This window comes from Pseudomonas sp. TE3899 (assembly GCF_056279105.1).
Window position 1 is genome coordinate 1647720 of the sequence record NZ_JBWBQR010000001.1, and the last position, 14842, is coordinate 1662561.

A 14842-nucleotide genomic window follows, 5' to 3' on the forward strand; every position below is an offset into this window, starting at 1 on the left:
TCATCGCCACAGGTTTCGCAGATGCCACTAACCGTCAAATCCCGCCGCAAGCGCAGCACCCGGATTGCTGTGACCGTGTTGAGCGGGGTGCTCCCGGTTCTGCTGGGCTTCGCCATCCTTTATATGCAAGCCGGGCGCGCGTTGCAGCAAAGCACCGAACAAACCGCCGATGAAGCCTTGCGCCAATTCAATCTGATGCTCGACAACACTGCCGAGGCCGCGCGGGTGTTGCTGCCCCTGGCTGGCAGTAGTTGCAACGACGCCACACTGGCGCTGCGCGAACAGGTGACCCGCCGCCCCTTCGTGCGCTCCACGAATCTGGTGTACGACAACAACCTTTATTGCAGTTCGTTGTTCGGCGAACATCAGGAGAAGGTCAACCCCGGCGACTACACCCAAGGCCAGTTGTGGTTGATGAATGGCAACCCGGTCACGCCCAACACCGCGCTGCTGGTCTATCGCCTCAGTGATGAAAAAAAGGGCGCGCTGACCACCCTCGACGGTTATCACCTGAGTAACGTGCTGCGGTTGATCGGCCGCCAGACGTCGCTGTTGCTGCAAGTGGGCAATCACTGGTTGGCCGCCGACGGCAAAGTCCGGGACGGCGCCCTGCCCGTCTTGCCGGTGGCGCAAAGCGTGCGGGTTTCCAAGCAGTATGCGTTTACCGTGGCCGCCGGTTTTCCCGAGGGTGAGACCTGGCGTTATATGCGCAGCGAGTACCCGCCGCTGTTCAGCCTGCTGATTTTTTTTGGCGTGGTGTCGGGCTCGATCGGGCACATCCTGCAAAAGCGTGCTTCGTCGCCGAGCGTTGAGTTGCAGCGCGCACTGGAGGCCGGTGAGTTCATTCCGTATTTTCAACCGGTGGTGCATGGCGACACTAAAAAATGGAGCGGCGCCGAGGTGCTGATGCGTTGGAGTCATCCCAAGGAAGGTTTGGTGCGGCCGGATCTGTTTATCCCGTTTGCCGAACACTCGGGGTTGATCGTACCCATGACCCGTTCATTGATGCAGCAGACCGCCGCACTGTTGGCACCGATATCGGCCTCCTTCGACAGCCCGTTTCATATTGGCATCAACATTACCGCCAGCCATTGCCAAGACCTGGAACTGGTGGAGGATTGCCGAACGTTTCTCGGTGCTTTTGCGCCGGATAGCATCAGCCTGGTGCTGGAGCTGACCGAGCGCGAACTGATCGAACCGACGGCCCTGACTCATCAGTTGTTCGAGCAACTTCACGGGTTGGGCGTGATGATCGCGATCGATGATTTCGGCACCGGCCATTCAAGTCTGGGGTACTTGCGCCAATTCAACGTGGACTTCCTGAAAATCGATCAGAGCTTCGTCGCCATGATCGGTGCCGATGCGCTTTCCCGGCATATTCTGGACAGCATCATCGAACTCTCGGCCAAGCTGGACCTGGGAATTGTTGCCGAAGGTGTGGAAACCCAAGAGCAAAGCGATTACCTGACAGCGCACAACGTGAACTTCCTGCAAGGCTACCTGTTCGGTCGGCCAATGCCCGGCGCGGACTTCATTAATGCATTAAGTCACCATTAACTGGCTGGGCAAATAACAAAATGTTGCACCAAATTGAATCAAAAGACTGCTGTTGTTACATGAAGAAAAAGACAGGATTTACTCTTGGACGATTAACTACTACAATTTTTCTTGCCTGCGCAAGATTGGCAGGTGAGCCATTATCACCGAGTCGCTTCAAGGCTCTTGGCTTATAGCTTTGTTTGCGGTTGGTATCAGCCAAACACACTATTGGAGTAAAGATATTGTCCAGACTCGCTGAATTTCGTGCAGCTGAAAAGGCCCTTCAAGAACAGCTCAAGCAGCTCGAATCCTTGAAGAACGATGCCGGGCTCAAGAAAGAAATCGAATTCGAAGAAAAGCTCCAGGGGCTGATGAAAACTTACGGCAAAAGCCTGCGCGACATCATCGCCATTCTCGATCCGAACCCTGCTAAATCGGGCCTGCAACAGGCCGCAGCGCCTAAAACCCGTCGCGCCCGCGTCGTCAAGGTCTATCACAACCCGCACACCGGTGAACTGATTGAAACCAAGGGCGGTAACCACCGCGGCCTGAAAGCCTGGAAAGAACAGTACGGCGCTGCTACCGTCGATTCCTGGTTGCGCGGCTAACCCTTCGCGGCAACAAAAAAAGCCCTGCTAATGCAGGGTTTTTTTATGGACAATATCTAACAAATACAACGATTGACCGCCGATCAAGTTGGAAACTCCTTGTAAAGGAGGCTGCCACCTGAACCGACGCTCGGTACTTGGCGGGCAACTTTGTGTTTAATCCCTTTGGGTAAGTAAAACCCGAGGTTGCCGAAACCCATCGCCGCTCAATTCTTCATCTAAAGTTTCAAGCTGTTGCGGGCAGCCGCTATTTCGTCCTGACTTGCCTTATAAACCTCGGCCTGTCCCGCGTAGGAAAGAACATAGGCCCTGTCCGCCTCCACAGCCGCGACCAATGTTTGAGACAGCACGTGTCGACCGTTCTGAGTGACCGTACAAGTGGTTTCAAGGGCTGACAGCCGGCTTAATGTCGTCGGGTGAATCCGGTTGCAGACACTTTGATATCCCCCCTGAAAAAAGTCTTTTTGCACCGACTTGCGCATTTCCAGCAACACACCCTGCAAGTTCACCTGATGGTCGCTTTCCACTGGCGTCATCGTCAGCTCCATCACCAGCACCTGGTTGCCATCGGCGTCGTTTTTCACTGCGCGCTGGCGGGACACCTGCGGCGCGGCCTCATTTGCAGCAATGACTTCCACCTCCCAGCCACTGGGCCAGGTAATGCTCGGGGTATCGGCCTGCGCCGCCGTGGCCAGCGCCAACAAACCCATGAAAACGAATAGCGATGCAAACGGTCGGATCATTACGAGAGGCACTCATAGATTGAACCACAAAGTCTGAGCCTCACCCGGCCGCCAGGCAATAGCCGGGCGTTTTGGTTTGGCGATGCCGGGTCGCTTGCGTATCATTGCGACCATCGCCAGCCCCACATATTTTCCGGAGGGCCCATGAGCCTGCACGAATTGAACAACTTTCCCGGCGTCACTGCCCAGCCTGACAGCAGCACCCAGAAGTTCGTCTTCAACCACACCATGCTGCGAGTCAAGGACATCACCAAGTCCCTGGATTTCTACACGCGCATCCTCGGTTTCTCGCTGGTTGAAAAGCGCGATTTCCCGGAAGCCGAATTCAGCCTGTACTTCCTGGCGCTGGTCGACAAAAACCAGATCCCGGCCGATGCCGCGGCGCGTACCGAGTGGATGAAGTCGATCCCCGGTATTCTGGAACTGACCCACAACCACGGCACCGAAAACGATCCGGCGTTTGCCTACCACAACGGCAACACCGACCCGCGGGGCTTTGGTCATATCTGTATTTCCGTGCCGGACATCCGCGCCGCGTGCGAGCGATTCGAAGCGCTGGGCTGTGATTTCCAGAAGCGTTTGAACGATGGCCGCATGAAGAGCCTGGCGTTTATCAAGGACCCGGATGCTTACTGGGTCGAGATCATTCAGCCGGCACCGATGTAAAAATACACCACCGCCGATCGTTCCCACGCTGCGCAGTAACGATCAGCATCAAGCACAAAAACCCCATGATCGCTCATGGGGTTTTGTGTTTTCAGCGTTGGCGTTGGCGTTTAAGCCGGAGCCGAGGTCCGGATCAGGTGGTCGAATGCGCTCAGGGATGCCTTGGCACCCTCGCCCACCGCAATCACGATCTGCTTGTACGGCACGGTGGTGACGTCGCCAGCGGCGAACACACCCGGCAATGAAGTTTCACCGCGCGCATCGACAATGATCTCGCCACGAGGCGTCAGCTCGACGGTGCCTTTGAGCCAATCGGTGTTAGGCAACAGACCGATTTGCACGAAGATCCCTTCCAGCTCGACCGTGTTGAACTCACCCGAATCACGATCCTTGTAGACCAGACCGGTCACCTTCTGCTCATCGCCTTTCACTTCGCTGGTCAACGCGCTGGTGATGACAGTGACATTCGACAGGCTGTACAACTTGCGCTGCAATACGGCATCGGCGCGCAACTTGCTGTCGAATTCCAGCAACGTAACGTGGCTGACGATACCGGCCAGGTCGATGGCCGCTTCAACGCCGGAGTTACCGCCGCCGATCACCGCCACGCGCTTGCCCTTGAACAGCGGGCCGTCGCAGTGCGGGCAGAAGCACACGCCCTTGGCTTTATATTCCTGCTCGCCCGGCACACCCATTTCGCGCCAGCGGGCGCCGGTAGCAAGGATCAGTGCCTTGGTTTTCAGGCTGGCACCGCTTTCAAAGCGAACTTCGTGCAACTCGCCGACATTCTTCGCAGGGATCAGCGCGGTGGCGCGTTGCAGGTTCATGATGTCAACGTCGTACTGCTTGACGTGTTCTTCCAAGGCGCTGGCCAGTTTCGGCCCTTCGGTTTCCTGCACGGAAATGAAGTTTTCGATGGCCATGGTGTCCAGCACCTGCCCACCAAAACGCTCAGCGGCCACACCGGTGCGGATGCCTTTACGAGCCGCGTAGATCGCCGCCGAAGCACCGGCCGGGCCACCGCCGACGATCAACACATCAAAGGCTTCTTTGGCGCTGATCTTCTCGGCCTGGCGTTCGGCACCGCTGGTGTCGATCTTGGCGAGGATTTCTTCCAGGCCCATGCGGCCTTGGCCGAAGAGTTCGCCGTTCAGGTAGATGCTCGGCACGGCCATGATCTTGCGGTCATCGACTTCAGCCTGGAACAACGCGCCGTCAATGGCGACGTGGCGAATGTTAGGGTTCAGGACCGCCATCAGGTTCAGCGCCTGAACCACGTCCGGGCAGTTCTGGCAGGACAGCGAGAAGTACGTCTCGAAGCTGAACTGGCCTTTGAGCGAGCGGATCTGCTCGATCACTTCAACGCTGGCTTTCGAAGGGTGGCCGCCGACTTGCAGCAAGGCCAGCACCAACGAAGTGAATTCGTGGCCCATGGGAATGCCGGCGAAACGCAGGCTGATGTCGGCACCCGGGCGGTTGATCGAGAACGATGGCTTGCGTGCATCATCACCGTTGTCGAGCAAGGTAATTTGGTTGGAAAGACTGGTAACGTCTTTCAGCAGTTCAAGCATTTCCTGGGATTTCGCACCGTCGTCGAGGGAGGCAACGATCTCGATCGGTTGGGTGACCCGTTCCAGGTACGATTTCAACTGGGCTTTAAGATTGGCGTCCAACATACGGGCGATTTCCTTTACTTTATTTGAGGCGAAAAAAAACGCCCGAGCGAATCTCGCCCGGGCGTTTTTATTGGGCGGTTGCAGCTTACTGAGGTGCGGAAACCCGCCCTGATATTGCTGGTGTCACAGACTTAGATCTTGCCGACTAGGTCCAAGGACGGAGCCAGGGTGGCTTCGCCTTCTTTCCACTTGGCTGGGCATACTTCGCCCGGGTGAGCAGCGACGTACTGAGCAGCCTTGATTTTGCGCAGCAGCTCGGAAGCGTCACGGCCAACACCGCCGTCGTTCAGCTCAACAATTTTGATCTGGCCTTCAGGGTTGATCACGAAGGTGCCACGGTCAGCCAGGCCAACTTCTTCGATCAGCACGTCGAAGTTGCGGGAGATGGCGTGGGTCGGGTCGCCGATCATGGTGTATTCGATTTTGCCGATGGCTGGCGAAGTGTTGTGCCAGGCAGCGTGTGCAAAGTGGGTATCGGTGGAAACGCTGTAGATCTCGACGCCCAGTTTCTGGAATGCGCTGTAGTTGTCAGCCAGGTCTTCCAGTTCGGTTGGGCAAACGAAGGTGAAGTCGGCTGGGTAGAAGAACACGACCGACCATTTGCCTTTCAGGTCAGCGTCAGACACTTGTACGAAGTCGCCATTTTTGTAAGCGGTAGCTTTGAACGGTTTTACTTGGCTGTTGATGATAGGCATCGGTGACTCTCCGTCAGGGTTGAAAAGTTTGGTTAAGAAGTTGATGGGGTGAATCCTACCCACTCGATGGACGGATGGCTCATTGGCAAAGCTCATGCTGCTCATTGGTTTTCGCTATTAGCGCAACGTATTAATAGAAGAAAACCTACTGAGCAGCGCCAATGGCCTTTTCCTCGAGGGGCGTCATCCCGAGAAACGGGCTCGCTTCAACATAGCGCATGGCGGATTTCATATCCTTCCAGCCCACGTAACTCATCAACGACTTCAAGTCCCAACCACTCTGATGGGCCCATGTTGCAAAACCGCGACGCAAGGAGTGACTGGTGTACTGCTCGGCCGGGATACCGGCACGCTCCAGCGCCTGGCGCAGCAAGGGAATTACGCTGTTGGCGTGCAAGCCCTCCTCGCTCAGATGCCCCCAACGGTCGATGCCGCGGAACACCGGCCCGCGAACCAATGCCGCTTCGGTAATCCAGGCGATGTAGGCCTGCACCGGGCATAAGCGCTGCAATGCGGGCGTCTGATAGGTCTTGCCGAGGTTTTCGCGGTCACTTTTGCTACGGGGCAAATAGAGCGTTATCCCCGATTGAGCGATGGCCTTCACGTGCTCGATCTGCAAGCGGCACAACTCATCGCTACGAAAGCCGCGCCAGAATCCCAGCAGGATCAGCGCCGTGTCACGTCGCGCCCTCAATAATCCCGGCTGATCACCCGCAGCCCGGGCGGTTTGCGCTTCCTGCTCAAGCCAGGCCACCACTTGCTCCAAATGCTGAAGTTGCAACGGCTCAGCCTGCTTCTCCTGCGCCGGGTGCAACGCGCGAATCCCCTTGAACACCTGGCGCACCACCGGCGCTTTGGTCGGATCGGCAAAGCCCTGGCTGTTGTGCCATTGCGCCAATGCCGACAGGCGCAGCTTCAAGGTGTTGATCGACAGCACGCCCGCATGCGCGACCAGATAGCGCGCAACGCTGTCGCTGGTCGCCGGCAAAAACCCTCCCCAACTGACTTCGAAGTGCTCGATGGCCGCCCGGTAGCTGCGACGGGTGTTGTCGCGGGTGGCGGCTTGCAGGTAGCGATCCAGATCGGTCATGGGCTCAGCTCTCGAAAACGTACCGCTTTGGCGGGTGTAAACCGCGTTTATGACGTATCACACGGGGTAATACCAGTATATCCCGTGTTAAAAACGTAAATTATTTAACTTTTATTTGGCAGTGGTACACTGTCTAATTGATAATATGTACCACAGTACGAAATCGTAGGAGAACTCATGGCTCGTGGCGGCGTAAATAAAGCGGTCGTACAAGCGGCACGGTTGGCGATCCTCGCCCGTGGCGAAAACCCCAGCATCGATGCGGTACGGATCGAGATGGGCAATACCGGCTCGAAAACCACGATTCATCGCTATTTGAAGGAGCTGGATGGCGGCCCGGCACGCGTCGAAGAAACGGCCGAACCGATTGATGATGAGCTGGCAGGCTTGGTGGCGCGCCTGGCACAACGCCTCAAGGAGCAGGCGCAAGAGCCCATTGATCAGGCGCGTGAGCAGTTCGATCGCCAGCGCAAGGAACTGGAATCTCAGCTCGAAGAAGCCCATGAGGCCAACACCGAACTGCATCAGCAATACGAGATTCAAAGCCTGGCACTGACACAGGAGTCCGACACACTGCTGGAAACCCGCTCGATGCTGCAGACCGAGCAAACCCGCAACGCCGGGCTGAACCAGGCACTGTCAGATTTCGAATTGCGCTTGAAAGACAAGGATGAGCAGATCCGCTCCCTTGAAGAAAAGCACCTGCACGCCCGGGATGCCCTTGAGCACTACCGCAACTCGGTCAAGGAACAGCGCGATCAGGATCAGCGCCGCCACGAAGGCCAGGTACAACAGATTCAGATGGAATTGCGCCAAGCCCAGCAAAGCGCCCTCGTCCGCCAGGATGAAATCACCCAATTGCACCGCGACAATGAACGTCTGCTGACTGAAAACCGTGGGACGCTGCGGGAATTGAGCCTGTTACAGGAGCAGCTCAAGCAGGCCAACACTCGCCAGGATCAGTTGCTGGAGCAAGCCAATCGCGTCGACAGCGAACGCACCCTCCTCCAGGAACGCCTGCGTATTGCGTTACTGGAAAGCCAGGCGCTCAAACAGAACGTTGACGAACAGTCGCAGATCAATCAGTCGCTGGAAATCGAATTGGCGAAGACCCAGGCCAGCCTGGATGAAAGCGTGCGCCTGGCGGCGGTCGTTGCAACCGCGCCAGACGCCGCGCAGGACGATTAACCCGCGACAGGTGTGCGCATGGTGACGAACTCTTCAGCGGCCGTCGGGTGCACGCCGATGGTGTCGTCGAAATCGCGCTTGGTGGCGCCAGCCTTCAAGGCAATCGCCAAGCCTTGGACGATTTCCCCGGCGTCCGGGCCGACCATGTGGCAACCCAGGACCTTGTCGGTCTTGGCATCCACCACCAGCTTCATCAGCGTGCGTTCCTGGCATTCAGTCAGGGTCAGCTTCATCGGCCGGAAACGGCTTTCGTAGATCACCACTTCGTGCCCGGCTTCCCGGGCCTCTTCTTCGCTCAGGCCGACGGTGCCGATATTTGGCAGGCTGAACACGGCGGTCGGGATCATCTTGTAATCCACCGGACGGTATTGCTCGGGCTTGAACAGGCGCCGGGCAACAGCCATGCCTTCAGCCAATGCAACCGGCGTGAGCTGGACCCGACCGATTACATCACCCAGCGCCAGAATCGACGGCTCGGCAGTCTGGTACTGCTCATCCACCTCGACGAAACCTTTCTTGTCGAGTTTGACGCTGGTGTTTTCCAACCCCAGGTTGTCCAGCATAGGACGCCGTCCGGTGGCGTAGAACACGCAATCGGCTTCCAGCTCGCGGCCATCCTTGAGGGTGGCTTTCAGACTGCCATCGGCCAGTTTCTCGATACGCTCGATGTCCGCGTTGAATTGCAGATCCATGCCGCGCTTGGTCAGCTCTTCCTGCAAGTGTTTGCGCACCGCGCCATCGAAGCCGCGCAGGAACAGATCGCCGCGATACAGCAACGTGGTCTCGGCGCCCAGGCCGTGGAAGATCCCGGCGAATTCCACCGCGATGTAACCGCCACCAACCACCAGAACGCGTTTCGGCAATTCTTTGAGGAAGAACGCCTGGTTGGAGCTGATCGCGTGTTCGTGCCCCGGAATTTCCGGGATCTGCGGCCAGCCGCCGGTAGCAATCAGAATATTTTTGGCGCTGTGGCGTTGGCCATTGATCTCGACCGTGTGCGGGTCGACGATCTTGGCGTGGCCTTCATGCAGGGTCACGCCGCTGTTGACCAGCAGGTTGCGATAAATGCCGTTCAGGCGATTGATCTCGCGGTCCTTGTTGGCGATCAGCGTCGCCCAATCGAACTTCGCCTCACCCAGAGTCCAGCCGAAACCGGAAGACTGTTCGAAGTCTTCGGCGAAGTGGGCCCCGTAGACCAGCAGTTTTTTCGGCACGCAACCGACGTTCACGCACGTACCGCCCAGGTAGCGGCTTTCGGCCACGGCCACTTTCGCGCCAAAACCGGCCGCGAATCGCGCAGCCCGCACACCGCCGGAACCGGCGCCAATCACATAAAGGTCAAAATCGTAGGCCATTTCTATCTCCTCGGCAGGCCATCAGCATACCCGCAGACGCCCATTGGGCAAGCGCTGCGAACAATATGGGGCTGGAAAACGAAAAAACCACCCGAAGGTGGTTTTCTCAGTACAAGTGGGTCAAGCGCTATTAGTAAGCCTTGCCAGTCTTGTAGAAGTTCTCGAAGCAGAAGTTGGTCGCTTCGATGTAGCCTTCAGCGCCACCGCAGTCGAAACGCTTGCCTTTGAACTTGTAGGCAATCACGCAACCGTTTTGCGCCTGCTTCATCAAGGCGTCGGTGATCTGGATCTCGCCGCCCTTGCCTGGCTCGGTTTGCTTGATCAGGTCGAAGATGTCCGGCGTCAGGATGTAACGGCCGATGATCGCCAGGTTCGACGGTGCATCTTCCGGCGCTGGTTTCTCAACCATGTTGCGCACGCGGTACAGGTCGTCACCGATCAAGTCACCGGCGATCACGCCGTACTTGTTGGTTTCCAGCGGATCGACTTCCTGGATCGCGATGATCGAGCAGCGGTACTGTTTGTACAGCTTGACCATCTGGGTCAGCACGCCGTCGCCGTCGAGGTTGACGCACAAGTCATCCGCCAGCACCACGGCGAAAGGTTCGTCGCCGATCAGCGGACGGCCAGTCAGGATTGCATGGCCCAGGCCTTTCATTTCGGTCTGGCGAGTGTAGGAGAACGAGCACTCGTCGAGCAGTTTACGGATGCCGACGAGGTATTTTTCCTTGTCGGTGCCCTTGATCTGGTTTTCCAGCTCGTAGCTGATGTCGAAGTGGTCTTCCAGAGCGCGTTTGCCGCGACCGGTCACGATGGAGATTTCGGTCAACCCAGCGTCCAGTGCTTCTTCGACGCCGTACTGGATCAGTGGCTTGTTTACCACCGGCAGCATTTCTTTGGGCATGGCTTTAGTCGCTGGCAGGAAGCGAGTACCGTAACCGGCTGCTGGGAACAAGCATTTCTTGATCATATAAGTCCTTGAAAGGGCTGTGTGTACGAGTTTCGGCGCAGTCTAATCAGGCGGCGTGCACCTTACAATGCCCCGCACTGGCTAACCGATGCCATCATAGAGAAATATTCTGGCGGATAGTTCCCATAAGCTTTTATTGATAGCACAGACCACCGGCTTTGCGCCGACCGGCAATCGCACCACCATACGCCCATCAGCACCCGTTGAGTGCATTTGGCGGTATCATGGCGCGATTGAACCAAGCCAACGAGGCAGATAGATGTCGGTAGCAAAAAGCGTCAACGGGTACCTGATCAATCAGGCGAAAGACGGCCAATGGTGGGTAGACAGCGTCGCGGGCGAGAATATCGCCGGACCTTTCCCGACCGAAGCGTTGGCGATCGAGGTGGCATCGGTGTTGCAAGATCAACCCGCAGGCCCGAAACGGCGCGGCAAGGACAAGTCCTGACACGCAGCTGATTCGACCAGCCCTGCCATTGCGCAGGGCTTTTTTATGTTTGCCCGCAACAAAGTGGCCAATCGCTATAACCTTTTGACACCGCTGCTGTCACAGGCTTAGCCCCATCATCTGACGACGACAACGACATGAACAAACTTCTGGCACTGATTGCGGTACTGGCGCTCACTGGCTGCGCCACCTCTGAAAAAATCTATCTGAATAACGGCGAGCAAGGCTTGACCATCGACTGCTCCGGGGAAGCCAACTCCTGGGCCACCTGCTACGAAAAGGCTGATGACTCGTGTGCCGGCACCGGCTACCGGATCGTTGGCACCGACGGCACACCGTCGACCAAGGAAAGCGACAAGACCCTGGGCGTCGACGTAGGCAACTTCAAGAACCGCAGCGTGGTGGTGGTCTGCAAGTAAGGTGCCCTGCCCTACATGTGGATTTCGGCAAACTTGATCCCGAGACCGCGCACGGTCTCGATCAAATCGTCCAGGCGACTGAAGGATTCGACTTCATCGTTGTCATCCACCAGGAAATAACTGCGCCCGGCGCTTTTCTTGAAAAATACGATCCACTCCCCCGGATTCGCCGGGTTCTGAATCACGTGGGTGGCAGAGATATGGCCCTCTGCATGGCGCTCCCGAACTTGCTCTCGCTTCATGCGCGGCTCCAGAAATGACGATGCCGCCAAAGCATCGCTTTGGCGGCATCAGGCGGACGGTCGACAGTCTATCAGCCGGATATGCACACCGTGGCGGCACGCTGCACATCCTTTGGACGTACCGGCACGTTGGACATGCGCTCATGCAATTTGATACTGCTGCCGCCGGAGCGATCTTCGATATCAAATACGGCAGCCGGCCCCGAGGACAGTTTCCCTGGAACAATCACCCGCACGCCTTCCTTATGCGGTTCAAGCTGCAAGGCACCGCGGCTGGAGGCCAGTTTCTCGACCAGGCATTGCGCGTACTCATGAGGTTTTTTACCTGAGATCACGTTCATGGTCGGCAGTGTCTCGTTGATTTCTGCGACATTGGCACAACCACTCACCGCCAGCGCTAGCGGCAGGACCAGGACACCCCATTTCATACAAAACCTCCGATAAAGACCCTCCGACAGCGTAAATACTGTTTTTCTCCGAGGCTCGTTGCATTTATCGCTCATAGAATTCCGAATAACTGTTTTTAATTGTCAAACACGACGCTGACAGCCAGATAATAACCCGTTCGGGCTGATAAACTCTGCCAATTGCCCTGCTATCGTTTTGATTTTGTAGAAAAAGCCCTTCTGGAGGCGCCTCATGAAATTTATCCACCAGCGCGAGCACCTCAATGAGGACGACATTGTCGTCATCCAGTGCTCCCAAATGTGCAACATCCGCTTGATGAACGACGCCAACTTCCGCAGCTTCAAGAATGGCGGCCGTCACACTTACCACGGCGGCGCATTCGACACCTTCCCGGCGCGCATCACCGCACCGAGCACCGGTTTCTGGAACATCACCATCGACATGGTCAACAGCCGCAAGGCTATCAGCGTTACGCGCAAGCCGACCCTGACCCATTCGATCAAGATCGTCCGCCGCTCCAGCACAAAACTGAGCTGAGCAACGCCCTACACGTAAAGAGGCAATCATGACCGTGGCCCAAACGACCAAGTACGTCATCAAATACAAACTCAACGGCGAACGTCGTTTCGAGTTCGCCCAGCTTGAAAACGGCACCGAAGCCGAAGCCAAGGCCGCCCTGGACGCCATTCATGGCCAGAGCGACGACGTGATCAGCGACATCGCCGTCAGCAAAGCGCTGTAACGCGATCGGGAGCGACAACAGGGACGTCAGCTCCCCCGCCTGTAAAAGTTTGACCGCAAGCGCCGGAGTGTTCGCTCGATCAACGCGCCCTAGTCTGGCCACCTCAACCTTAGGTTCAGGAGTCAGAACATGTCTACTTCCTCGATTCGCTATATCAATGGCACGTGTGCGCTGGGCGAGTTGTTGCTGGCGTTCAGCGACAAGGGCCTGTGTGCGTTGCTGCTGGGTGATGACCTGGCCAGCCTGGAGCAGGATCTGGCGCGGCGCTTTTGCGGCACGTTGCGGCGCGATGAGGGCTTGGCCCCTTGGCTGGAGCAAACCCTGCGTCACCTCGATAATCCGCGCATGGCCTTTGATCTGCCGCTTGATCTGGCCGGTAGTACCTTTCAACGGCAGGTCTGGGAAGCCCTGCGGCAAATCCCGGTCGGCCAAACCGCCAGCTATCGCGATATCGCGCGACGTCACGATCAGCCCCATGCATTTCGTGCGGTGGCCAATGCGTGTGGCGCCAACCCGGTGGCGGTGATCGTGCCGTGCCATCGGGTGCTGCGTCAGGATGGCGGTCTGGGTGGTTATCGCTGGGGGCTGGAACGCAAACGGCAGTTGCTCGATCGCGAGGCGCAACCATGAGCTCGTTGGACTGGGCGTTGTTGGAACAACAGCTCGATCAGGACGGTTGCGCCATTATCCGGTCGTTGTTGAGCCACGAGACGTGCGACCAAGTCAGCGCGTTGTACGCCCAGCCCGAGCCCTTCCGCTCACAAGTCATGATGGCCCGTCATGGTTTCGGGCGCGGCGAGTACAAGTACTTCAAGTACCCGTTGCCAGAGGTGGTGGGCCGGTTGCGAACCAGGCTCTATCCGCGATTGGTGCCCATCGCCAATCGCTGGTATGAGCACATGGACCTGCCGATCCGTTTCCCCGACACTCACGACGCCTTCCTTGAACGTTGCCATGCCGCCGGTCAGGAGCGACCGACACCGTTGTTGCTGCAATACGGCCCGCAGGATTACAACTGCCTGCATCAGGATTTGTACGGCGAACACGTTTTCCCACTGCAAGTGGCGATTTTGCTATCAGAACCGAACGAAGACTTCACTGGCGGCGAGTTCGTGCTCACCGAACAGCGTCCGCGAATGCAGTCGCGGCCCCAGGTGATCGGACTGAAGAAAGGCGATGGGCTGATTTTTGCCGTCAACCAGCGCCCGGTCAAAGGCGTTCGCGGCTATTACCGCGTGACCCTGCGCCACGGCGTCAGTCGCCTGCACAGCGGAAAACGGCATACCCTTGGAATCATCTTTCACGATGCGTTATGAAACCATGACCCCGACCACCCTCGATCTGTTCGCCGACGTCGAACCCGAGCAACCGCCCCGGCGCGAGCAGCTCGGCGAACAGTCCTACGTCCTCCGGGGCTTTGCCCTGCCCCTGCTCGACCGGTTGTTGCCGGCATTAGAGGCTGTTCTCCTGACCGCACCGTTTCGGCAAATGGTCACACCCGGCGGTTTCACCATGTCGGTGGCGCTGAGCAGTTGCGGCACGCTGGGCTGGACCACCGACCGCAGCGGTTACCGCTACACCCGCAACGATCCGCAAACCGGGCAACCCTGGCCGGCGATGCCCGAGGTGTTTTTCGAGCTGGCGCAAACGGCGGCGCGGGAAGCAGGATTTGCCGACTTCGTGCCGGATTCCTGCCTGATCAACCGCTATGTCCCAGGGGCCAAGATGTCTTTGCATCAGGATAAAGACGAAGGTTCCTACGCGGCACCTATCGTTTCGGTGTCCTTGGGGTTGCCGGCAATGTTTCTGTTTGGTGGTTTCGAACGCAGCGACAAGAGCCAGCGAGTGCCGTTGTTTCATGGTGACATCGTGGTCTGGGGCGGTGTTGATCGCTTGCGTTATCACGGCGTATTGCCGATCAAGGAGGGGCAGCATCCACGACTGGGCGAACAGCGGATCAATTTTACGTTTCGTAAGGCTGGCTTAGTTTGACCGCAAGACCCGGAGTGCCACAGCCCGGCCAGTTGCTTAATCTGCATGAAACCCGTCAACG

Annotated in this window: 19 protein-coding genes; 11 read left to right on the forward strand and 8 right to left on the reverse strand. The window is 57.5% G+C overall.

The window, feature by feature from the left end:
• Nucleotides 1-21: 21 nt before the first annotated feature.
• Nucleotides 22-1557 carry an EAL domain-containing protein gene (locus ACZ89E_RS07365; RefSeq protein WP_476255240.1) on the forward strand — a complete coding sequence of 512 codons (1536 nt, stop codon included), beginning with the start codon at nt 22-24 and terminating at the stop codon, nt 1555-1557.
• A 224-nt stretch (nt 1558-1781) separates the two neighbouring features.
• Nucleotides 1782-2147, forward strand: a complete 366-nt coding sequence (locus ACZ89E_RS07370; RefSeq protein ID WP_123408041.1) for a histone-like nucleoid-structuring protein, MvaT/MvaU family — start codon at nt 1782-1784, stop codon at nt 2145-2147.
• 218 nt (nt 2148-2365) lie between these two features.
• On the opposite strand, the gene ACZ89E_RS07375 is transcribed toward ACZ89E_RS07370, so the two are convergent.
• Nucleotides 2366-2890: a DUF4946 domain-containing protein gene (locus ACZ89E_RS07375; RefSeq protein ID WP_463257294.1), complete on the reverse strand. Its 525-nt coding sequence runs from the start codon at nt 2888-2890 to the stop codon at nt 2366-2368.
• A 144-nt stretch (nt 2891-3034) separates the two neighbouring features.
• On the opposite strand from ACZ89E_RS07375, the gene gloA reads away from it, so the two are divergent.
• Complete coding sequence (gene gloA / locus ACZ89E_RS07380; protein WP_463257293.1) at nt 3035-3556, forward strand: lactoylglutathione lyase; 522 nt, start codon at nt 3035-3037, stop codon at nt 3554-3556.
• A gap of 110 nt (nt 3557-3666) precedes the next feature.
• On the opposite strand, the gene ahpF is transcribed toward gloA, so the two are convergent.
• From ahpF to ACZ89E_RS07395, 3 genes are all read right to left on the reverse strand, one after another.
• A complete protein-coding gene (ahpF, locus tag ACZ89E_RS07385) occupies nt 3667-5232 on the reverse strand; it encodes an alkyl hydroperoxide reductase subunit F (RefSeq protein WP_476255241.1) in 1566 nt (521 codons plus the stop codon).
• Between the two features lie 131 nt (nt 5233-5363).
• Nucleotides 5364-5927 carry an alkyl hydroperoxide reductase subunit C gene (ahpC, locus tag ACZ89E_RS07390; RefSeq protein WP_149661727.1) on the reverse strand — a complete coding sequence of 188 codons (564 nt, stop codon included), beginning with the start codon at nt 5925-5927 and terminating at the stop codon, nt 5364-5366.
• A 145-nt stretch (nt 5928-6072) separates the two neighbouring features.
• Nucleotides 6073-7017 carry a site-specific integrase gene (locus ACZ89E_RS07395; protein WP_149661726.1) on the reverse strand — a complete coding sequence of 315 codons (945 nt, stop codon included), beginning with the start codon at nt 7015-7017 and terminating at the stop codon, nt 6073-6075.
• A 177-nt stretch (nt 7018-7194) separates the two neighbouring features.
• Here ACZ89E_RS07395 and ACZ89E_RS07400 point away from each other — a divergent pair, with 177 nt between their 5' ends.
• Nucleotides 7195-8205 (forward strand): DNA-binding protein, encoded by a 1011-nt coding sequence (locus tag ACZ89E_RS07400; RefSeq protein ID WP_476255242.1) that lies wholly within the window; start codon nt 7195-7197, stop codon nt 8203-8205.
• On the opposite strand, the gene gorA is transcribed toward ACZ89E_RS07400, so the two are convergent.
• The gene (gorA, locus tag ACZ89E_RS07405; protein WP_476255243.1) at nt 8202-9560 is read right to left on the reverse strand and encodes a glutathione-disulfide reductase; all 1359 of its coding nucleotides are present in this window, start codon (nt 9558-9560) and stop codon (nt 8202-8204) included. The genes ACZ89E_RS07400 and gorA overlap by 4 nt on opposite strands.
• A 130-nt stretch (nt 9561-9690) precedes the next feature.
• Nucleotides 9691-10530 (reverse strand): UTP--glucose-1-phosphate uridylyltransferase GalU, encoded by an 840-nt coding sequence (gene galU / locus ACZ89E_RS07410; RefSeq protein ID WP_054050566.1) that lies wholly within the window; start codon nt 10528-10530, stop codon nt 9691-9693.
• Nucleotides 10531-10789: 259 nt separating this feature from the next.
• Between galU and ACZ89E_RS07415 the strand changes: the two genes are divergently transcribed.
• Both ACZ89E_RS07415 and ACZ89E_RS07420 read left to right on the forward strand, forming a co-directional pair.
• Entirely contained in the window at nt 10790-10978 is a 189-nt protein-coding gene (locus ACZ89E_RS07415) for a hypothetical protein (protein WP_054050563.1), read from the forward strand.
• Nucleotides 10979-11115: 137 nt separating this feature from the next.
• Entirely contained in the window at nt 11116-11397 is a 282-nt protein-coding gene (locus ACZ89E_RS07420) for a hypothetical protein (RefSeq protein ID WP_149661723.1), read from the forward strand.
• Nucleotides 11398-11408: 11 nt separating this feature from the next.
• Here the strand turns inward: ACZ89E_RS07420 and ACZ89E_RS07425 are convergent, their stop codons facing one another.
• Together ACZ89E_RS07425 and ACZ89E_RS07430 are read right to left on the reverse strand one after the other, a co-directional pair.
• Nucleotides 11409-11639: a hypothetical protein gene (locus tag ACZ89E_RS07425; RefSeq protein ID WP_027922990.1), complete on the reverse strand. Its 231-nt coding sequence runs from the start codon at nt 11637-11639 to the stop codon at nt 11409-11411.
• 71 nt (nt 11640-11710) lie between these two features.
• Nucleotides 11711-12067, reverse strand: a complete 357-nt coding sequence (locus ACZ89E_RS07430) for a hypothetical protein (protein ID WP_149661722.1) — start codon at nt 12065-12067, stop codon at nt 11711-11713.
• Between the two features lie 211 nt (nt 12068-12278).
• Between ACZ89E_RS07430 and ACZ89E_RS07435 the strand changes: the two genes are divergently transcribed.
• The 5 genes from ACZ89E_RS07435 to alkB all read left to right on the forward strand — a co-directional run bounded on the left by ACZ89E_RS07435 (nt 12279) and on the right by alkB (nt 14781).
• On the forward strand, nt 12279-12584 hold the full coding sequence (locus tag ACZ89E_RS07435) for a DUF1883 domain-containing protein (RefSeq protein ID WP_054050556.1): 306 nt from the start codon (nt 12279-12281) through the stop codon (nt 12582-12584).
• Between the two features lie 28 nt (nt 12585-12612).
• Nucleotides 12613-12789: a hypothetical protein gene (locus tag ACZ89E_RS07440; RefSeq protein WP_169368737.1), complete on the forward strand. Its 177-nt coding sequence runs from the start codon at nt 12613-12615 to the stop codon at nt 12787-12789.
• 129 nt (nt 12790-12918) lie between these two features.
• Entirely contained in the window at nt 12919-13419 is a 501-nt protein-coding gene (locus ACZ89E_RS07445) for a methylated-DNA--[protein]-cysteine S-methyltransferase (protein WP_476255244.1), read from the forward strand.
• A complete protein-coding gene (locus ACZ89E_RS07450; RefSeq protein ID WP_463257287.1) occupies nt 13416-14105 on the forward strand; it encodes a 2OG-Fe(II) oxygenase in 690 nt (229 codons plus the stop codon). Before ACZ89E_RS07445 ends, ACZ89E_RS07450 begins: the two co-directional genes overlap by 4 nt.
• On the forward strand, nt 14095-14781 hold the full coding sequence (gene alkB, locus ACZ89E_RS07455) for a DNA oxidative demethylase AlkB (protein ID WP_476255245.1): 687 nt from the start codon (nt 14095-14097) through the stop codon (nt 14779-14781). The genes ACZ89E_RS07450 and alkB overlap by 11 nt, the downstream gene beginning before the upstream one ends.
• Nucleotides 14782-14842 lie beyond the last annotated feature (61 nt).